Raw genomic sequence first — 19526 nt, forward strand, 5'->3', positions numbered from 1 at the left:
CCCTCAGCGGCAGGTCGTGACCCGGCGGACGATCCAGCCCTCGCCCTCGACGAACAGGCGCTTGCGCGAGGTCGTGCAGGTGGCGTCGTCCGCGCCCTCCTCGGGAGCGGTCGCGGTGACGGTCACGTCGCGCACCGCCGCGCTGCGGCCCTGGGCCTTCGGCGCCTTGTCGACGGCGGGGGCCGCGAGTCCCGGACCGGCGCCGAGACACGCACCGGCGATCAGGGCGGCGAGCAGGGTCAGCCGGGCGCCGAGGAGCGCGCGCATGGGAGGCATCCTGTTCCTGAGAGGGTGTCGGCGCGGCGGGCAGCTTCGCCGCCGCACCGCGCTCCTGCCATAGATAAGTCGCGAGGGTCCGAAGGGTTGCCGCGGGCCAAGCGTGTCCGTTCGAATTTCGGTACACCGCCGGACGCGCCGGCCGCTGTGCGCTGTCGCACGCGGCGCGCCGGAGGGCGAGGCCCTTTCGCTCCCGTCAACAGCGATCAACAGCGGGCGGCCGCGCGCGGTTCCGGACCTGTGCGGAGCGGCGGGCCGCAATCTCGCACGGGCTCTTGCCCGCACGGGCTCTTGCGCCCGCATCCTACCTGCCGGCGAGCCCGCGACCGCTTCGGCGCATGGTGCCGGGCGGCGGAACGGCGGGACGCGTCACCGGCCCGCGCCCGGAACCAGCCGCAGGCCCTGCCGGGCCAGCTGATCCGGGACGCCGCGGCGCACCAGGCGGGTGCGCCGCTCCTGCTGCGTCCGCCAGGTGCGGCAGGCGTCCTGCGCCTCCAGGACGGCCCGCATCCAGGCGTCGAGCCACGCCGCCTGGAGCGCGACGCCGAGCAGCACCGAGTGCTGGGCGAGCGCCACGGAGGCCGCCAGCACGCGCTGGACCTGCTCCTCCACCGGGGCGAAAGGCGACGTCCGATCCCTCATCGCCGCATGTCTCCCGCTCTGCTGCGCGCCCGCTCCCGGTCCGCCACGGGGCCGAGCCGGCCCCTCCGGCCCGGTCGACCGCGATGCAAGATCCGGGCACCCGGCCCGGATCGCCGTCGCGATGTGAGGAACAGGCGCGACCCCGGCAAGATTATGTCGGCGAACGCTCGGCCCCGGACAACCGGCTGGGAGCACGGAAGCGTCGCCCCATCCCGGAGGTTCCATGCACCGCCGCGACGTCCTGGTCAGCCTGCTGTCGGCGACCGCCGCCCTCGCCGTCACCCGCACCGCCCTCGCCCAGCCCCTCCCGGGGGGCGCCGTCCCCACGGGGGCCTACCTGGCCATGGCGACGAAGGGCGGCCTGTTCCTGGAGAGCACCGCCCGCGACGCCTTCGCCAAGACCGGCAACCCGCGGGTCAGGAAATTCGCCCGGGCCGAGGTGGTCGAGCAGGTGAACCTCGCCAACCGGATCGACGCCTACACGGGTGGCGCCGGGGCCGCCGTCGCGGCCGGCGGTCCGCCGCCCGGGCCGGGCGGCCTCGTCGGCGGCCTCGTGGCGGCCCCGCTCGCGGTGGCGGGCGCGGCGACGGGGGCCGCGGCCGGCGTGGCCGCGGGCGTCCTCGGGGCGCCGGGCGCGGGCGGGGCGGCCGGCGCCCCGATGACCAGCGACGCCCAGAAGGCCGCCATCCAGGCGCAGCTCGCCGGCATGCAGGGCGGGCCGCAATACGACGCGGCCTTCGTCGGCGCCTCCCTCCAGGGCCACCGCGAGGCCTTCGCGATCCACGGCTCCTACGCCGAGGCCGGCGAGGATCCGGCCCTGCGCCGCATCGCCCGCGGCGCCCTGCCGCTGATCCGCCTGCACATCGCGCAGCTCACCCAGATGCAGGCGATGATGGGCGGCCCGCAGGGCTGAGCCGCTCCGGGCCGGCGCCCCGGCGTCGGCCCGGCCATCCGGCCCCCCATGGGTCCCCCATGGGTCCCCCGGCCCTCGCCGGGCCCGCCTCAGCGGTCGGTCGTGGGCCAGGACGGTTCCTCGGGCAGGCAGCCGGCGCGGCAGCGCATCTGCTCGACCTTGATCACCTGCGGCTTGCTGCCGACGGTCTCGATCTCGATCTGGGTCTGGTTCTTGTTCCAGAGGAAGAGGCAGCGCGAGGGCGTGGTGCGCTGGCAGCTGATCGTCTCGGCGTAGGTCTCGCAGATCCGGGTCCGGCCGCTCACGCATTTCTCGCGCGCCTTGGCCTGCCGGTCGGGCTTCCAGCCCTGCAGCGCCAGGGCGATGCGGAATTCCGAGTAATCCGTGCGCGACTCGACCGCGGGCAGCGGTTCGGTCGCGGCGGCGCCATGCGTCCAGAGGACGAGGATCGGAAGGATCGCGGCGCGCATCGCCCCCCTCGGACGCCGCCACCCCGCATCGCGGCGACCACGTTGTCGGCCAAAGCCGCAGCGGCCGTCAAGGTGGAAGCGGGCGGCCGGTCCAGTCCTGCCGAGGAGAGATCAAGGTCGGCGCGGCCGATGATCAGTCGAGCCTGCGGGGATACAGGGCCGCGGGGGGGTCCGCGTGCAGTCCCGCCTCCCGGGCCCGCCGTCTCGGACGCGCCCGAGACGGCGGCGCGGCGCACCCGCCGCGCGCCGGGTGCTACTCGGCCGCCGCCTTGGCGGCGCGGGCGCGCCGGGGCTTCTTCCCCGAAGCCTCCGCGGCGGAATCCGGGTTCGCGGGCGCGACGTCCTGCGGCGCCTCGACCGGGTCCGGCGCGGGCGCCTCGGCCTTCGCCCGGGCCGCGCGGTCGCGCCGGATCTGGCCGAGGCCCAGGGTGCGGGCGAGTTCCGAGCGCTGCTTGGCGTAGCTCTCGGCGACCATGGGGTAGTCGCGCGGCAGACCGTACTTGACCCGGTACTCCTCCGGCGTGAGCCCGTGCTTCGTCAGGTGCCGCTTCAGGGACTTGTAAGGTTTGCCGTCGACGAAGCTCACGAGATGATCGCAGCTGATCGATTTGCGAATCTGCGCGGGCGTCGCTTTCGCGCTCTCCTGGGTGCTCGGTGCCGGCGCCTTCCCCGTACTGACGAGGGCGTCGTAGATGCTGCGGATCAGCGCCGGCAGCTCCGCGCTCGGAACGCTGTTCCTCGACACGTAGGCCGACACGATATCGCTCGTCAGGCCGCTGAGGTCGATGGCTGCTGCCCCGGTCTCGCTCATGAATCTGTTCCTGTGCTTGCGCCCGACACAGCAGTGTAGTGTTTGTCGCGGAACGTCAACAGGAATTCTCGCATATTCACATCGGAGCGCAGCAGAGCGATACGGCTGTTCCAAATCGCTGGCGGCTTCGGACAGGTTTCCGTGTCAATCGCCGGCCCCGCGCGGGGCAAAGACGGGCGGACGCGACCCGTTATTGGTGACCGGGTGGGAGGAGTACAGGGGCATCCCGGCGGCCGGGGGGCGGGGCGGATGGGGCGCTCCGACCGCGGGATCGATTTGACGGGGCCGCGTGTTTCGCCTACAGAGGCGCCCCGGCGTGATCCCCGATAGCTCAGCTGGTAGAGCAGGCGACTGTTAATCGCCTTGTCGCAGGTTCGAGTCCTGCTCGGGGAGCCATCCTTTTCTCCGCGCCGCATCCCCCCGATCCGCAGCCAGGCGCTCCGCGCCGCCGGTCGAGGCGTCGATCCCGTCCGGCCATGTGGGCGCCTGTCATCCGCTGTCCGCACGTGATCGCCCGGACAGCGGATGACAGGCCCGCGCGGCGCGTGAGCGACGCCGGCATCCGCATATTGCGACGCAATCCGTCGGACGCCGTACGACGCGGGCCGGGCGTCCGGCACCCGGCGAGCCCGTGGAGAGCGACGCGCGGACCAAGGCAGGCCCGCGCGACACCGCGACCCGGCGGGCCCGCGGCGAGGTCGGACCCGCGCGGAGCCGGGCGGGGGCGGGCCCGATCAGCGCGGCGGCGCGATCTCGATCCTGGCCAGCGTCTCGCCCTGCCGGAGGATCAGCACCGTCCCGGTGATGGTCAGGCAGGCGGCGCTGTCCCTCCGCCGCGCGACGCCGCGCAACGTCTCGTGCCGAGCGGACCGGCATGGTGGGCGGATCCGCTCGGCCTCTCATCCCCCATCCGCCAGATCCCTTCGGGATGGCGGCTGGGGGCCTCGCTCACGCGCCGCGCGGGCGCGTGATCCGGTCCGCGGCCCGGCCGGTGACCGGTTTCGCGCGTGCCGCTCAGCTCTGGCGGCCGTAGACATCCTCGATGCGGATGATGTCGTCCTCGCCCGTGTAGCTGCCGACCTGCACCTCGATCAGTTCGAGCGGGATCTTGCCCGGATTGACGAGGCGATGGACGCAGCCGATCGGCAGGTAGATGGCCTCGTTCTCGTGGACGAGGGTCACGGCGTCGTCCACGGTCACCTCGGCGGTGCCGTGCACCACGATCCAGTGCTCGGCCCTGTGGTAGTGCTTCTGCAGCGACAGGCGCCCGCCCGGCTTCACGGTGATCCGCTTCACCTGGAAGCGGTCGCCGATGTCGATGCGCTGGTAGGAGCCCCAGGGCCGGTACATCAGGCGATGCGCGTCGGCCTCGGGCGCGCCCTTGGCCCGCAGATCCTCCACCAGGGCCTTGACCCCGGCGCCGGCCTCGCGGGAGGTCACCAGCACCGCGTCCGGGGTCGCTACCACCACGACGTCGTCGAGGCCCACCACCGTGGTCAGGATCTCCTCGGGGCTGTGCACGAGGCTGTTGCGGGTGTCGCGCACCGCCACGCGGCCGCGCAGGGCGTTGCCGGAGGCGTCCCGCTCCGACACGTCCCAGAGGGCGCCCCAGGTGCCGATGTCCGACCAGGGGAAGCGCACCGGCAGCACGCCCGAGCGGGCCGTGTGCTCCATCACCGCGTAGTCGATCGAGATCTGCGGCGCCTGCCCGAAGGCCTCCGGGTCGAGGCGGATGAAGTCGAGGTCGCGGCGGGCCTTCTCCAGGGCCTGCTCGGCGGCCTCCAGGACGGCCGGGGCGTGGGCGCGCAGCTCCTCGATCATCACGTCGGCCCGGAACAGGAAGTAGCCGCTGTTCCAGAGGGCTCCCTCGGCGATCAGGCCGGCGGCCCGGGACGCGTCGGGCTTCTCCAGGAAGCGGGCCACGTGGCAGGCCCCCTGCGCCCCGGCCTCGCCGGGCAGCCTCTCGCCGGGCTGGACGTAGCCGTAGGCGGTGGCGGGCGCGGTCGGCGTGATGCCGAGGGTCATGATGTAGCCCGCCCGCGCCGCCACGGCGGCGGCCTTGGCGGCGGCGACGAAGGCCGGGGTGTCGCCGATCACGTGGTCGGCCGCGAGGATCAGCACCAGCGCCTCGGGCTCGCTCTGCGCGGCGCTGAGCGCCGCCACCGCCACGGCGGCGGCCGAATCCCGGCGCTGCGGCTCGAGCAGGATCTCGGCCGAGAGGCCGACGGCGGCGAGTTGCTCGCCGACGATGAAGCGCGCGTCCTGCGCGGTGATGACCGTCGGCCGCGCGAAGACCGCGCCGTCGGCGACGCGCAGGGCGGTGGCCTGGAAGGACGAGCGCTCGGCCTCGGCCAGGGGGATGAACTGCTTGGGATGGCTCTCGCGGGAGGCGGGCCACAGCCGTGTGCCCGATCCACCGCAGAGGATCACCGGATGGATGAGGGTGGTCATGGCGTCACCGTCTCCGTATCGATCAAGGGAAGGGCCCGCGGCGCGGTGGGCGCCGACGGGTCGATGTCTCGCGGGCTTGCGGCCTTCATAGGTCGGAAGCGCGCGCCGAGGAACCTGCCGGCCCGCATGCGGGCCCGCGCCGGCGCGCGAGACCGCCGCCGGCGCGGGCCCGGACGCGGCGTCAGATGGTCTGATTGTAGGCGCCGACCTCCGGATTCTCGCGCAGCACCCCGTCGACGCCCTCGAACATCGCGCGCAGGCGCGCCTCCGAGACGGGGCTCTCCACCACGACGACGAGTTCCGGCTTGTTCGACGAGGCCCGCACCAGGCCCCAGGTGCCGTCCTCCGTCACCACGCGCACGCCGTTCACGGTCACGAGGTCGGTGATGCGCGCGCCCCCGATCGGCTCGCCGCGCTCCATCATGGCCCGCACCCGGGCCGTCACCTTCTCGACCACCCCGTACTTCACCTCGTCGGCGCAGTGCGGCGACATCGTCGGCGAGCCCCAGGTCTTCGGCAGCGCCCGGTACAGGTCGGCGAGGCTGCGGCCCGGATTGCGGTCCAGCATCTCGATGACCGTGATCGCCGTCATCAGCCCGTCGTCGTAGCCGCGGCCGATCGGCGCGTTGAAGAAGAAGTGTCCCGACTTCTCGAACCCGGCCAGCGCGCCCAGCTCGTTCACCCGCCGCTTGATGTAGGAATGGCCGGTCTTCCAGTAATCCGCCTTGACGTCGCGCGCCCGCAGCTCCGGATCCGAGGCGAACAGGCCCGTCGACTTGACGTCCACGACGAAGGTCGCGCCCGGGTGCAGTTGCGAGAGGTCGCGGGCGAGCAGCACGCCGACCTTGTCGGCGAAGATCTCGTGGCCCTCGTTGTCGACCACCCCGCAGCGGTCGCCGTCGCCGTCGAAGCCCAGCCCCACATCGGCGCCGGTCTCGCGCACCGTGTCGGCGATCGCGTGCAGCATCGCCATGTCCTCGGGGTTGGGGTTGTAGCGCGGGAAGGTCGCGTCGGCCTCGGTGTCGAGGGGCACGACCTCGCAGCCGAGCGCCTCCAGCACCGCCGGCGCGAAGGCGCCCGCCGTGCCGTTGCCGCAGGCGGCCACGACCTTGAGCTTGCGGCCGATCGTCTTGGTCCGCGAGAGCAGGTCGGCCTGGTAGCGGGCGGCGAAGTCCGGCACGAAGGCGTAGGCGCCGCCGTCGCGGTACTTGAAGGCGCCCGCCAGCACGATCTCCTTCAGGCGGCCCATCTCGGCGGGGCCGAAGGTCATGGGCCGCTCGGCGCCCATCTTCACGCCGGTCCAGCCATTGTCGTTGTGGGAGGCCGTGACCATGGCCACGCAGGGGCAATCGAGGGCGAACTGCCCGAAATAGGCCATGGGCGAGAGGGCGAGCCCGATATCCTTCACGCGCAAGCCCCCCGCCATCATGCCGGCGATGAGGGCGAGCTTGATCGAGGCCGAGTAGGCGCGGAAATCGTGGCCGGTGACGATGTCGGGCCGCACGCCCATCTCGTGGATGAGCGTCCCGAGGCCCAGCCCCAGCGCCTGCACCCCCATGAGGTTGAGGTCCTTGGGAAAGAGCCACCGCGCGTCGTACTCGCGAAAGCCGGTTGGGGCCACGAGCGGAAGCGACTCGAACGCGAAGCTGTTCGGGGCCAGCGATGCATGCGGCTTCGGAAACGTCATCACTCTCATCCTGCCGTTCAAGGGCGGGCCCGAGGGCCCTGCCGGTGAGCCGATTCCCCGGGAGGCTCCCGTTCGTCGTAAGGTAATTGAAGGGTTCATTCCGGCGAAGCGGATTTCGGTTCGCCGGAAAGCGCTTGCAAATCAGAGGCCTGGTCCGATCCAGGGACTCTCCCGCGAGGGCGGTTCGGGCGCCGCTCCCGCTCCATCGTCTCCGGCGATCCGTCCCGCCGGATCCACTCCTCCCCCGCGGCGCCGCCCCGTCGGCCCGCGATGCTCAGCCGTGGCGGACCTCCGCCCGCGCGTGGTCGAGAACGGAGGCGAGCGTCTCGGTGAGGGAGCGCTTCGGGGCCCAGCCGGTGCGGGCGGCCAGCGCCGAGGCGTCCCCGCAGGCGGTCGGGATCTCGGAGGGGCGCAGCCGCTCCTGCGCCACCCGCACCTCGAAGGGCCTGCGCGAGAGGGATGCCAGCGTCTCCAGCAGGCTGCCGATCGACCGCGCCTGGCCGGAGGCGATGTTGAAGATGCTGCATCGGTCGAGCGTGTCGGCGGCCGCGACCAGACCCGCATAGGCCTCGACGACGTCGCGGACGTCCAGGAAGTCGCGACGGGCCGAGAGGTCCCCGACCTCCAGCACGGGCGGAACCAGCTGCGCCTCGATGCGGGCGATCTGCGCGGCGAACGAGGCGACCACGAACCGCTCGCTCTGGCCCGGGCCGATGTGGTTGAGCGGCCTCAGGATCACCAGGCGCGACCCCGCCCGGCCCAGCACGTCCGTCAGGATCTGCTCGCCGACGAGCTTCGTCTTGGCGTAGGTGCTCGCCGGCTCCGGCCGGACCGCCTCGCCGACGGGCTGTCCCGACAGGAAGGCCCGACCGTACACCTCCCCGGAACTCACGAAGAACAGGTTCGTCCCGGGCAGGTGGTCGACCAGCGCCGATGCGAGGCTCAGCACCGTGCCGACGTTCTCGCTCCAGGCCCGGACCGGCCGCGCGGCGGCGTCCGAGACGGAGGAGAGGGCGGCGAGGTGGAGGATGTCCGTCGGCGCGACCTCGCGCAGGCACTCCGCCGTGCGGCGACCGTCCGACAGGTCGGCCGCGACGTAGCCGATCCCGGCGGAAAGCGCCGCCGGCCTGGCCTCGCGGCCGAGACCGACGATCTCCGCGCCGGCGCCGAACCGGTCGAGGAAGGCGGCGGCCGCGTGGCGGCCGACGAAACCCGTCGCGCCGGTGATCAGGATGCGCTTCACGCCAGAGCCTCGGCAGGGCGGCTCAGACGGAGGCGCGCAGGCGGGCGAGGTCCGCGTCGACCATCTCGGTGATCATCTCCTCGAGCGAGATCTCCGGCTTCCAGCCCAGAATGCGCTCGGCCTTGGCAGGGTTGCCGAGGAGCACGTCGACCTCGGCCGGGCGGAACAGCTTCTCGTCGATCCGGAGGTGGTCGTCCATGGTCAGGCCCACGTGGTCGAAGGCGATCCGGCACATGTCGCGCACGGTGGTGGTGCGCCCGGTCGCCACCACGTAGTCGTCCGGCGCGTCCTGCTGCAGCATGAGCCACATCGCCCGGACGTAGTCCTTGGCGTGGCCCCAGTCCCGCTTCGCGTCGATGTTGCCGAGCCGCAGTTCCGTCTCGAGGCCGAGCTTGATGCGCGCGACGCCGTCCGTGACCTTGCGGGTCACGAACTCGACCCCGCGCAGCGGGGATTCGTGGTTGAACAGGATGCCGTTCGAGGCGTGCAGGCCGAAACTCTCCCGGTAGTTGATCGTCATCCAGTGCGCGTAGAGCTTGGCGACGCCGTACGGGGAGCGCGGGTAGAAGGGGGTCTGCTCGCTCTGCACCTGCTCCTGGATCAGGCCGAACATCTCCGACGAGGAGGCCTGGTAGTAGCGCGCCTGCGGGGCCATGATGCGGACCGCTTCGAGCAGGTTGGTCGCCCCGAGGCCGGTCACCTGCCCGGTGAGGATCGGCTGCTGCCAGGACGAGGTGACGAACGACTGTGCGGCGAGGTTGTAAACCTCATCGGGCCGGACCTGCTGGACGATGCGCAGCAGGCTCGACAGATCGATCAGATTGCCGTCGATGAGGTGAACGTCCTTGGCAACGCCGAGCCACTTCAGCCTGTGATCATAAACACCAGCATGGCTCGACCGACGGACAATACCGTAGACTTCGTAGTCTTTTTCAAGCAGAAGCTGCGCCAGGTAGGCCCCATCCTGGCCGGTAATTCCGGTGATCAAGGCACGTCTGCGTGTCATCTCAGTTCCCCTTGCCGCTATTCGGGCCCTCGGTATGGAGGGCTCCCGATGAAGTCAAGTGCAATGGCTAAGCTCGTCTGCGGGCTTGCCGCGGCCGTCATCTCGTCCTCGTACCGGCCCCGCAAGAGCGCCGGCCTCTGCGTCAGAGGCCCCTTGCCCCGGTCGGGACCAATGCGCGACCCGCCCGCTGCGGCCCGTCACGAGGCGGCCAGGCGGCGCGCGGGCGCGGCGCGGATCTCCTCCAGCCGCGCGCCGTAGCGCTTCGCGATCGCCGGGATGCTGAAACGCGCCTTGACGAGACGGGCCGCGCTCACGCCCTTGGCGCGCGCCGCGGCCCGGTCGGTCGCGACGTGGCGCATGGCGGCGGCGGCCTGCCGGAGGTCGGCATCGGCCCAGACGCTGCCGCGCTCGACGAAGATGTACTCGTCCCTCTGCACCCCGACGAGGTCGTACCCGATCAGGTAGGCGCTCTCCTCGCTGCAGAAATCCATGTTGCCGCCATAGGCCGTCGCGATCACCGGCCGCTCGAGCTGCATGGCCTCGATCATGCCGAAGCCCCAGCCCTCGGACCGATGCAGCGAGACGTAGCAGTCGCAGGCCTTCTTGAGGGCGAGGAGGTCCCTGTACTTGAGCGTCTCGTCGACGATCAGGATCCGCGGGTCCGCCCTGCAGGCGTCGTCGATCTTCCTCCAGATCGCCACTTGGTGCGGATCGCCGACCCGGGTCCTGTTCTGGGTCTTGATGACGAGGGCGACCGCCTCGGTGCCGAGCGGAAAGGCCTGCCGGAACGCCTCGACGGCGGCCAGCGGGTTCTTGCGCTCGATGAAGGAGAAGGAGTCGAAGGTGGTGAGGAAGATTGTCGCGTCGCGCTCCAGCCCGAGGCTGCCGAGGTCCATCGCCTCCACCTCGGGCAGCGGCTCGACCGCCATGCCCACGTTCACCACCGGCTTGTCGGTGAACCGGGCGTAGATCTCGCGGTTGTACTCCGAAGAGACCCAGATCTCATCGAGCAGATCGAGCGCCAGATTATGGCACTTCGGGATCTGATTCAGCTCCCAGAAGAAATATCCGATATTGTAACTGTTGGCCACGATCTCGCGCTGCTCGAACGCGTAGACCAGGGGAATCGATTCGGCGTTGAGGTGGATGAGGTTGATCTCGCGCGGAGCGGTGAAGGTCTCGAAGTTCAGCTCGGTGGCGAAGCCGATGGGCGCCGGGTTGTCGAGGCCGAAGGGCAGCGCGGTGGGACGCACGCGCTCGGCGGCCGTCAGGATCTCGTAGGAGATGCGCGTCGCCTGGCCGAGGCCCGACGTCTGGAGGAGCGGACCGATCAGGGCGACGCCGGGTTCGGGGTGGGAGCGCGGGAAATCCCGCTTCGGCAGCAGGAACTCGCCGTAATCCCGAACCTCGGCCGTGCTCTCGCCGGCCCCCTGCCTCGCCAGCTTGGCCGCGAGGGCCTCCGCCTGCCCGCGCAGGGCCGCCACGCGGGAGGGCGGCGCGCCCGGCGGCAGGGCGACGGCCGCGATGATCTCGTCGAAGAGCGAGGCGGCCTCCGCCCTCGCCCGCAGCAGCTGCCGGACCTGACTGCCCGGCAGGAAGCTCCTGAGGTAGGGCCGCGTGTAGCTCGACAGGATCAGGTAGCAGAGATAGGCGGCGCGGTCCGAGGCCTTGTCCCTGGTCAGGTCGAGCTTGGCCCGGTCGCGCTCGAACTGGATCTCCATGAAGATGTTGAAGGGGAAGTCGGCGTACGGCGCGCTCGACGGCGCCTGCAGGACCGCGATCTGCTCCCGCGTCACGAGCGCGCGATGCAGCTTGGCGTCGATCGTCCGCTCGAAGCACCACCAGTAGACGGCTTCGCGCAGCACGCGCACATCGGCCAGGTTGAGGTGGCTCGGCAGTTCCCGCACGACGGAATTGTAGAGGGCGACGGTCACGGCCGGCGACAGGCCGGCGAGCGGCATCGGCCGGTTCAGGAACGCCACCTGCGCGCGCGACAGCGGCATCTCGAAGCGCGTGCCCTGCGCCTTGCGGTGCGCCTGGTAGTCCGTCAGGTACCACATCAGGACCTTGAGCCGATCCTGCAGCGAGCCGGTCATGTCGTCGAGGTGGTGGTCCCGCACGAGGCGGAAGCTCTCGAACTGAACGTACTTCGTGATGAGACCTTCCGGGTCGCGCTCCGGATTGGCGACCTGGAGGATGGGGGAGCTGCTCATCGGGTGCCTGCGGGTTGATCGGTCGTCGGAGGGCGGCGGGGGCTCAGTCGCGGGACGCCGCGGTCTCGATGCCGTGGTCTCGCGCGAGCGCGGCGATCTCGACGAGCGCCATCCGCAGCTGCACCTTCATCTGGTCCGAGATCCCGCCGCTCTTGACGACCGCGACGGCGCTCGTCGGAATCGGCGCGGGGGTGAGGGGCTCGCCCGTCTCGGCGATGAGGAGGGTGACGGCGTTCCGCGCGCCGACCTCGGCGAGGTTGACCTCGAAACCGTGGCGGCCGTCGCCGATCCCGGCCTCCTCCAGGTCGGCGCGGTAAAGGTCGGCCGTGATCAGGACCGACCTGCCGGTCTCCCCGAGGGCCTGCAGCAGGACGGCGCCGGAAGGGCTGCGCGTGTCCTGGATCCAGCCCAGGACCGACCGCGAATCGACCCGGTCGATGTTCCACCGCCAGCGGGACGCCGGCGCGGACTCCTCCCGCCGGGCGGGCGAGGCGGGAAGCGGGCCCGTGTCGAAGGGGAAGACGCCGAGGACGTCCTGCGTCTCCACCACCCGGACGGTCACCTCGCCCGCCTCCTGCGTCCACCCGCTGAGGTCGATCTCGAAGCAATGGGCACCGTTGCCGATGCCGGCCTCCCGCAGATCCTGCCGGAAGATGTCGGCGGTGGCGCGCGCCCGCTGGCCCGCGGAGGAGGTCGCCTCGACGGTCAGGGCGGCGTGGGCGCGCGAGCTGTCATAGGCCCAGCCCGCGATGCGCCGGCCCTCGACGACGTCGATGTTCGACCTGACGGCCGATTTCGGCGTCCTGCCGCGCGCGTAGACGGTGGTGACCCAGCCGGCGACGCGCTTGCGCTGAGGGGGAGCGGTGTCGTTCGTCGTCATGTCTGGCCTCGGGAGGGAATCGCGACGGGGCTGGCGGGGCTCGCCCGGATCGAACCGGGTCCCGCGATGGCAGCCGTCAGGCGGCCGGGAGGGCGCGCGCCGGCAGGAGCATCGCTCGAGCGGCGTCGCCCGGCCGGCCCGCCGCGTCGCTCCGGGATCGACAAGTTGCGAGGCCGGCACGCCGTGTGACCGGATCCTGAAGGACCCGGATGCGAGGGGTGCGCCGGGGCGTCCCATTCGGTCGTTGCTGCATTGCGTCGGACGATTTCCTTGCGTCGCGCGACGGGCTGACTTCGGTGCAGGGGGCCGGTCAGCGAGGAGCGCGGCCGTCTCCTTAGCCGAGTTGATCCGGCGCGCCAATTCGCCGGGCCCCGATGATCGCCCCGCCCCGCGCGGCGGCCGCCGGGCCGCCAGCCTTGAGTCGGACCCGGGAGGGCTGCTATCCGGCGTCTGCAACGCCTACCAAAGGAATGGGGCCATGCGGGTCGCGATGGTTGGGTCCGGCTATGTCGGGCTGGTCTCGGGGGCCTGTTTCGCCGATTTCGGCCACGCGGTCGTCTGCGTCGACAAGGATCCCGACAAGATCGCCGCACTCAACGCCGGCCGCATCCCGATCTTCGAGCCCGGCCTCGACGCCCTGGTGGCCGAGAACGTCCGCCAGGGCCGCCTCTCCTTCACCACCGACCTCGCCCAGGGCGTCGCGGGCGCCGACGCCGTCTTCATCGCCGTCGGCACCCCCTCGCGCCGCGGCGACGGCTTCGCCGACCTCACCTACGTGCATCAGGCGGCCCGCGACATCGCCCGAGCCCTCGACGGCTACGCGGTCGTGGTGACGAAATCGACCGTCCCGGTCGGCACCGGCGACGAGGTCGAGCGCATCATCCGCGAGACCCGGCCCGAGGCCGATTTCGCCGTGGTCTCCAACCCGGAATTCCTGCGCGAGGGCGCCGCCATCGCGGATTTCAAGCGGCCCGACCGCATCGTCATCGGGGCCGAGGAGCCCCGCGCGGCCGAGGTGATCAGCGAGCTCTACCGCCCGCTCTACCTCAACCAGGCCCCCATCCTGGTCACCTCCCGGCGCACCGCCGAGCTCACCAAGTACGCGGCCAACGCCTTCCTGGCCACCAAGATCACCTTCATCAACGAGATGGCGGACCTGTGCGAGAGGGTCGGGGCCGACGTGCAGCAGGTGGCGCGCGGAATCGGGCTCGACAACCGCATCGGCGCGAAGTTCCTGCATGCCGGCCCGGGCTACGGCGGCTCGTGCTTCCCCAAGGATACGCTGGCGCTGGTCAAGACGGCGCAGGATGCGGGCAGCCCGGTGCGCCTCGTCGAGACCGTGGTGGCGGTCAACGACCAGCGCAAGCGCGCGATGGCGCGCAAGGTGGTGGCGGCCTGCGGGGGCTCGGTGCGGGGCAGGACGATCGCGGTGCTGGGTCTGACCTTCAAGCCCAACACCGACGACATGCGCGACGCGCCCTCGCTCTCGATCATCGCGGGGCTGCAGGATGCCGGGGCGCGGGTGCGGGCCTACGACCCGGAGGGGATGGAGCAGGCGCGCCCGCTTCTCACGGACGTGGATTACGCGAGCGACCCCTACGGCTGCGCCGACGGCGCGGACGCGCTGGTGCTGGTGACCGAGTGGGACGCGTTCCGGGCGCTCGACCTCGCGCGGCTGCGCGGGGTGATGGCGGTGCCGGTGCTGGTGGACCTGCGCAACGTCTACCGGCCGGAGGACGCGCGCAAGCACGGCTTTTCCTACACCAGCGTCGGACGGGCCGGGCAGCCGCTCCCCGCCTGACCCGGCCGGGGCGGCGGCCCCCGCTCACACGGCGACGACCGTGCGGGGATCGAAGGTCCCGCCCTCGACCGGATTGGCCACGCAGCGCGTGCCGTAGAGGGCGAGGTCGTGGCCGGCATGGAAATGGCCGGAGACCCAGAGCGCCGGGCGATGGGCGGGCGCGAGGTCGGCCAGCACCGTCGTGGCGTAGAAGGCCGGCACCCACCAGGGCACGCCCGGCGCGTCGCGGTAGCGGTCGGCGGCCTCGGCGATCGGCGGGTGATGGGTGACCGCGACGGTCGGCCCCGCATGCGGCCGCGCGAGGGCGGCCGCCAGCAGGGCGCGGTCCCGCGCGTGGGCCTCCATCGCCGCGGCGGGCGTCCAGGCCGCCCCGTCCGCGAGCCGAATCGCCCGGAACTCGCGCGAGCCGGTGAGCGGGTCGGTCATGCGCGCCGCCGCGTAGGCGGCCGGGTCGGCGGGCCGGCCCGGCGCGTCGGGGGCGAGCCAGCGCCCGGCCAGCGCCCAGTCGCTCCACAGGGTCGCGCCCACGAAGCGCACGCCCGCGATCACCGCGGCCTCCGCGGCCCGCAGCAGCGCGATGCGGGTCCGCCCGGCCGCGGCGTTGATCCGCTCCACCTCGGCGGCGAGGGCGGCGAGGAGCGCCGGGGCGGTGCGCGGATCGCCCGCCGGGGCGTAGTGCTCATGGTTGCCGGGCACCAGCACCGCGGGGCGCTCCCCCGCGAGGCCGAGCAGCACCGCGAGCCCCCGCTCCGGCTGACCCTCCCAGACGTCCCCCGCGCAGACGAGCACGTCGAAGGGCTCCGCCGGGGGCGGGATGGCGGCGGGGTCGCGCCGCTCCAGGTGCAGGTCGGAGAGCACGAACAGGCGCAGCGGCCCGGGCGCGTCGTCGGCGGTGGCGTGGCGCGGCATCGCGTGGCTCCGTCGCGGGATCGGGCCGCGTCTATGCCCCGCGCCCGGCCGCCGCGCCAAGCCCGCCGCACCAAGCCCGCGGCGGCGGGCCCGGCCCCGACCTTCGGGCACTGGATTCGGGTCGGATCCTGTGCGAGGCCGCAGCGGGCGCAAACCTTGCGCGAGTGGGAGAGACGCCGATGCTGCCCGAACTGCGCGTTCTGTACTTCGAGGATCTCGCCGTCGGGATGTCCGAGACGCTGTCGAAGACGATCTCGTCCTCCGACGTGGTCGGCTTCGCGGAGATCACCGGCGATCGCAACCCGATCCACCTCTCCGAGCACTTCGCCGCCCGCACGCCGTTCGGCACCCGCATCGCCCACGGCCTCTACACGGCCGGGTTGATCTCGGCCGTGCTCGGCACGCGCCTCCCCGGGCCGGGGGCGGTCTACATCAGCCAGAGCCTGAACTTTCGCGCGCCCGTGCGCATCGGCGACACGGTCGAGGTCACGGTCGAGGTGGCCGAGCTCGTCCCCGAGCGCCGCCGCGCCCGGCTCACCTGCACCTGCAGCGTCGGCGGCGAGACCGTGCTGGACGGCGAGGCGCTCGTGAAGGTGCCGACCCGGGCCGAGGCCGATCCGCTCGCGGCCCGCGCCAAGGGCTGACCGGCGCGAGCCGACCGCGTGCCCGAGCCCATCCCGATCGAGGATCCGGCCGACCCGCGGCTCAGCGCCTTCGCGGCGATCCGCGAGCGCGACCTCGTCGGGCGCCGGGGCCGCTTCGTCGCCGAGGGCGAGGTGGTGCTGCGGGTCCTGCTCTCGGGCCGCGCCCGGTTCCGGATCGAGTCGGTCCTGCTCTCGCCCGAGCGCCTGGCCTCCCTGCGGCCGGCCCTCGCCGCCTTGACCGACGCCCCGGTCTACCTCGCGCCGCGCGCGGTGATGAGCGCGCTCGCCGGCTTCCCGATCCACCGCGGCGTGCTGGCGATCGGGCGATCGGGCGAGACCCCGCCGGCCGAGTCGCTGGTGCCGCCGGGGCCCGCCCTGCTGCTCGGGCTGGTGGGCCTCGCCAACCACGACAATGTCGGGGGGCTGTTCCGCAACGCCGCCGCCTTCGGGGCCGACGCGGTGCTGCTCGACGCGGCCACCTGCGACCCTCTCTACCGCAAGGCGATCCGGGTCTCGGCCGGCACCTGCCTGACCCTTCCCTTCGCCCGGCTGCCGGACGGCGAGGCCCTGCTCGCCCTCTGCGAGCGGCACGGGATCGTGCCGCTGGCCCTCACCCCCGGCGGCGGGGAGGAGATCGCGCAGCTGCCGCCCCTCCCCCGCGCGATGCTCCTGCTCGGCACCGAGGGGACCGGGCTCCCGGACGCCCTGATGGCGCGGGCCCGGCGGGTGCGGATCGCGATGGCGCCGGGCGTCGATTCGCTCAACGTGGCGGCGGCGGGGGCGGTGGCGCTGCACCGGATCGCGGCGCCGCGCCTCTCCGGTCCCTGACGCGCCTCACACGACATCCGACGGATTGCGTCGCCGTGCGGATGTCGGCCGCGCTCACGCGCCGCGCGGGCTTGGCATCCGCTGTCCGGACGTGATTGTCCGGACAGCGGATCACCGCCCCGGCAGCGCCTCCGGGACGGTCTCGGCGTCGGCGGCGTCGCCGTAGACCGCCTCGCGGATCAGCCGCTCGGTGGTCTCCTCGAAGAAGGCCAGCATCTCCTCGTGCAGGGCGGTGAACTGCGCCCAGACCACCGCGTCGAAGACGGAGCGCGGGGCCCGCACCATCACGGTGGTGCGGCGCTGGCGCGGATAGCGGTAGGGGCGCAGGCCGTAGCGCCGGCACAGGGCGATGAGCAGCCGGGCCGACCACGCGTCCGGCACCGTGAGCTTCAGCTCGATGGGCGGCTCCGCCCGCGCGGTCTCGGCGAGCCGCGCCCGCAGCCGCCGCACCGCCGCCTCGGCGGCATCCCGCTCGCCGGAGGTGGCCGCCCCCGCGAACAGGCTCTCGGCCTTGCGCAGCCGCTCGCGCAGCCTCTCCTCGATGTCCATCGCCGCCCCGCCGGACCCCGGAGGCGATGATGCGCCCCGGCCACTGGCGCGCAATCCTGTCACGCCCCCAGCATGCGCGACAAAGAGCGGCAATTGCCGCGCTCGTCCGGCGCGCCAAACTAGGCCGTAGGGGAAACGGCCGGTGCATCCGGACCAGACGCTCAGGAGCGAAGGATTGCTTCAGCCGCGTGAAGGCTACCGCACCCTGTCCGGGCGGCGTGCGGTGGTGGTGGGGGCGGGGCCGGGCGGACTCGCGGTGGCGCTGCTCCTCGCCCGGGAGGGCGTCCACGTCACCGTCGTGGAGAAGGACGACTGCGTCGGCGGGCGCACCCGCACCGTGACGGCGCCGGGCGGCTACCGATTCGACATCGGGCCGACCTTCTTCCTCTACCCGCGCATCCTCGCCGACATCTTCGCCTCCTGCGGCGAGCGGCTGGAGGACCACGTCCGGCTGGAGCGGCTCGATCCGCTCTACCACCTCGTCTTCGAGGGCGGCGGCGAGATCCGCGCCACCTCGGACGTAACCCGGCTCCAGGCCGAGATCGCCCGCATGGCGCCGGCCGACGCCGCCAACGTGCCGCGCTACCTCGCGGACAACCGCGCCAAGCTCGAGGCCTTCCGGCCGGTGCTGGAACAGCCCTTCGACAGCCTGCGCAGCCTGGTCTCGGCGCCGATGCTGAGGGCGCTGCCGCTCCTGCGCCCGCACGCCACCGTGGACCGCGACCTAAAGCGCTACTTCGCCGACCCGCGGGTGCGCCTCGCCTTCTCGTTCCAGACCAAGTACCTCGGGATGTCGCCGTTCCGCTGCCCGAGCCTGTTCACCATCCTGAGCTTCCTCGAATACGAGCACGGGGTCTTCCATCCCGTGGGCGGCTGCGGGGCGGTCTCGGAGGCGATGGCGGGGCTCGCCCGGCGGCTCGGCGTCGACATCCGCCTGGGCACCGCCGTCGACCGGGTGCTGTTCGAGGGAGACCGCGCGGTCGGGGTCGAGGCCGGGGGCGAGCGCCTGCCGGCCGATTCGGTGGTGGTGAACGGCGATTTCGCCAAGGTGGTGCGCGCCCTGGTGCCCGAGCGGCACCGGCCGCGCTGGCGCGACGCCAAGCTCGACCGGGCGCGCCTCTCCTGCTCGACCTTCATGCTCTATCTGGGCCTGGAGGGGCGGATGCCGGAGGGCCTCGGCCACCACACGATCCTGCTCGCCGAGGAGTACCGGCGCAACATCGCGGAGATCTCGACCGGAATCCTGCCGCGCCAGCCCTCGCTCTACGTGCAGCATGCCGGCTTCACGGATGGCGGCATGGCGCCGCCCGGCCATACCAGCCTCTACGTGCTGGTCCCGGTGCCGAACCTGCGCGCCGACATCGACTGGGCGACGGTGCGGCCCCAGTATCGCCGCCTCGTCCTCGACCGGCTGAAGCTGCTCGGCCTGACCGACATCGAGCGGCGCATCCGCTACGAGCGCATCGTCGATCCGACCGACTGGCGCGACGCGTTCGCGGTCAACGAGGGGGCGACGTTCAACCTGTCGCACGATCTCGGGCAGATGCTGTATTTCCGGCCGCACAACCGCTTCGGCCGCGGCCTGTACCTGGTCGGCGGCGGCACCCATCCGGGCTCGGGCCTGCCGGTGATCTACGAGGGCGCGCGCATCACCGCCCGGCTCCTGCTGGAGGACCTCGCCCGGCAGGGCCGGCGCTCCCTGCCCGACCTCGCGCCGCCGCTCGAAGTCGCGCCGAGCGGGAAGGCGACGTGAGGGCGGGCGCGCCGCGCGCGGCCCTCGCCGCCCTGCTCGCGGCCCTCGTCCTGCCGTCGGGGGGCGCGGTCGCGGCCGAGCTCACGGTGGACGTCGAGGGGGTGCAGCCGGGGGCCGGGGAGGTCTACGTCGCCCTGTGCACCGGCGGGCTCTCGGAGGGCTCGTGCCGCATCGGCCAGAACGCTCCGGCGCGGGCGCCCGCCCTGCGCTTCGCCTTCACGCAGGTGCCGCCCGGGACCTACGCGGTCGCGGTGTTCCAGGACCTCGACGGCGACGGGCGGCTCGCCCGCACCCCGCTCGGCCTGCCGCGCGAGCCCTACGGCTTCTCGAACGGGGCGGGCCGCGGTGGCCGGCCGGATTTCGCCGCGGCGGCCTTCCCGCTGGCCGAGCCGGGGGCGGCCATCCGCGTGCGGCTGCAGCGGGCGCTGCCGGCGGCGCGGTGATCGTCGG

At 72.7% G+C, this 19526-nt stretch carries 18 protein-coding genes and 1 tRNA gene; 7 read left to right on the plus strand and 12 right to left on the minus strand.

What is annotated here, in order from left to right:
• Positions 1-3 precede the first annotated feature (3 nt).
• Positions 4-267: a hypothetical protein gene (locus tag MET2598_RS0112735; protein ID WP_012334892.1), complete on the minus strand. Its 264-nt coding sequence runs from the start codon at positions 265-267 to the stop codon at positions 4-6.
• A 378-nt stretch (positions 268-645) separates the two neighbouring features.
• Complete coding sequence (locus tag MET2598_RS0112740; protein WP_012334893.1) at positions 646-918, minus strand: hypothetical protein; 273 nt, start codon at positions 916-918, stop codon at positions 646-648.
• Positions 919-1141: 223 nt separating this feature from the next.
• On the opposite strand from MET2598_RS0112740, the gene MET2598_RS0112745 reads away from it, so the two are divergent.
• Positions 1142-1831 (plus strand): DUF4142 domain-containing protein, encoded by a 690-nt coding sequence (locus MET2598_RS0112745; RefSeq protein ID WP_012334894.1) that lies wholly within the window; start codon positions 1142-1144, stop codon positions 1829-1831.
• An 89-nt stretch (positions 1832-1920) separates the two neighbouring features.
• On the opposite strand, the gene MET2598_RS0112750 is transcribed toward MET2598_RS0112745, so the two are convergent.
• Together MET2598_RS0112750 and MET2598_RS0112755 are read right to left on the minus strand one after the other, a co-directional pair.
• On the minus strand, positions 1921-2301 hold the full coding sequence (locus tag MET2598_RS0112750; protein ID WP_012334895.1) for a hypothetical protein: 381 nt from the start codon (positions 2299-2301) through the stop codon (positions 1921-1923).
• 253 nt (positions 2302-2554) lie between these two features.
• Entirely contained in the window at positions 2555-3112 is a 558-nt protein-coding gene (locus MET2598_RS0112755) for a MucR family transcriptional regulator (protein ID WP_018261092.1), read from the minus strand.
• Between the two features lie 320 nt (positions 3113-3432).
• On the opposite strand from MET2598_RS0112755, the gene MET2598_RS0112760 reads away from it, so the two are divergent.
• Positions 3433-3508, plus strand: a tRNA-Asn gene (locus tag MET2598_RS0112760).
• Positions 3509-4126: 618 nt separating this feature from the next.
• Here MET2598_RS0112760 and MET2598_RS0112770 read toward each other — a convergent pair.
• The 6 genes from MET2598_RS0112770 to MET2598_RS0112795 form a co-directional block, all read right to left on the minus strand.
• Entirely contained in the window at positions 4127-5563 is a 1437-nt protein-coding gene (locus MET2598_RS0112770) for a mannose-1-phosphate guanylyltransferase/mannose-6-phosphate isomerase (protein ID WP_012334897.1), read from the minus strand.
• Positions 5564-5744: 181 nt separating this feature from the next.
• A complete protein-coding gene (locus tag MET2598_RS0112775; protein ID WP_012334898.1) occupies positions 5745-7250 on the minus strand; it encodes a phosphomannomutase/phosphoglucomutase in 1506 nt (501 codons plus the stop codon).
• A 274-nt stretch (positions 7251-7524) separates the two neighbouring features.
• A complete protein-coding gene (locus MET2598_RS0112780; RefSeq protein ID WP_012334899.1) occupies positions 7525-8493 on the minus strand; it encodes an NAD-dependent epimerase/dehydratase family protein in 969 nt (322 codons plus the stop codon).
• 22 nt (positions 8494-8515) lie between these two features.
• Positions 8516-9499 carry a GDP-mannose 4,6-dehydratase gene (gmd, locus tag MET2598_RS0112785; protein ID WP_012334900.1) on the minus strand — a complete coding sequence of 328 codons (984 nt, stop codon included), beginning with the start codon at positions 9497-9499 and terminating at the stop codon, positions 8516-8518.
• Between the two features lie 197 nt (positions 9500-9696).
• A complete protein-coding gene (locus MET2598_RS0112790) occupies positions 9697-11712 on the minus strand; it encodes a glycosyltransferase (RefSeq protein ID WP_018261094.1) in 2016 nt (671 codons plus the stop codon).
• 43 nt (positions 11713-11755) lie between these two features.
• Complete coding sequence (locus MET2598_RS0112795; protein ID WP_018261095.1) at positions 11756-12592, minus strand: hypothetical protein; 837 nt, start codon at positions 12590-12592, stop codon at positions 11756-11758.
• A gap of 478 nt (positions 12593-13070) precedes the next feature.
• Here MET2598_RS0112795 and MET2598_RS0112800 point away from each other — a divergent pair, with 478 nt between their 5' ends.
• Complete coding sequence (locus tag MET2598_RS0112800; RefSeq protein WP_012334903.1) at positions 13071-14393, plus strand: UDP-glucose dehydrogenase family protein; 1323 nt, start codon at positions 13071-13073, stop codon at positions 14391-14393.
• A 24-nt stretch (positions 14394-14417) separates the two neighbouring features.
• Here the strand turns inward: MET2598_RS0112800 and MET2598_RS0112805 are convergent, their stop codons facing one another.
• On the minus strand, positions 14418-15302 hold the full coding sequence (locus tag MET2598_RS0112805; RefSeq protein ID WP_018261096.1) for a metallophosphoesterase: 885 nt from the start codon (positions 15300-15302) through the stop codon (positions 14418-14420).
• 179 nt (positions 15303-15481) lie between these two features.
• On the opposite strand from MET2598_RS0112805, the gene croR reads away from it, so the two are divergent.
• Both croR and MET2598_RS0112815 read left to right on the plus strand, forming a co-directional pair.
• The gene (gene croR, locus MET2598_RS0112810) at positions 15482-15946 is read left to right on the plus strand and encodes a 3-hydroxybutyryl-CoA dehydratase (RefSeq protein WP_012334905.1); all 465 of its coding nucleotides are present in this window, start codon (positions 15482-15484) and stop codon (positions 15944-15946) included.
• An 18-nt stretch (positions 15947-15964) separates the two neighbouring features.
• A complete protein-coding gene (locus MET2598_RS0112815) occupies positions 15965-16774 on the plus strand; it encodes a TrmH family RNA methyltransferase (protein ID WP_012334906.1) in 810 nt (269 codons plus the stop codon).
• 111 nt (positions 16775-16885) lie between these two features.
• Here MET2598_RS0112815 and MET2598_RS0112820 read toward each other — a convergent pair whose 3' ends face one another.
• Entirely contained in the window at positions 16886-17323 is a 438-nt protein-coding gene (locus MET2598_RS0112820; RefSeq protein ID WP_018261097.1) for a hypothetical protein, read from the minus strand.
• Between the two features lie 175 nt (positions 17324-17498).
• Between MET2598_RS0112820 and crtI the strand changes: the two genes are divergently transcribed.
• Both crtI and MET2598_RS0112830 read left to right on the plus strand, forming a co-directional pair.
• The gene (gene crtI, locus MET2598_RS0112825; protein ID WP_018261098.1) at positions 17499-19076 is read left to right on the plus strand and encodes a phytoene desaturase family protein; all 1578 of its coding nucleotides are present in this window, start codon (positions 17499-17501) and stop codon (positions 19074-19076) included.
• Complete coding sequence (locus tag MET2598_RS0112830) at positions 19073-19519, plus strand: DUF2141 domain-containing protein (RefSeq protein WP_018261099.1); 447 nt, start codon at positions 19073-19075, stop codon at positions 19517-19519. The genes crtI and MET2598_RS0112830 overlap by 4 nt, the downstream gene beginning before the upstream one ends.
• Positions 19520-19526 lie beyond the last annotated feature (7 nt).

This window comes from Methylobacterium sp. WSM2598 (genome assembly GCF_000379105.1).
GTDB lineage: Bacteria > Pseudomonadota > Alphaproteobacteria > Rhizobiales > Beijerinckiaceae > Methylobacterium.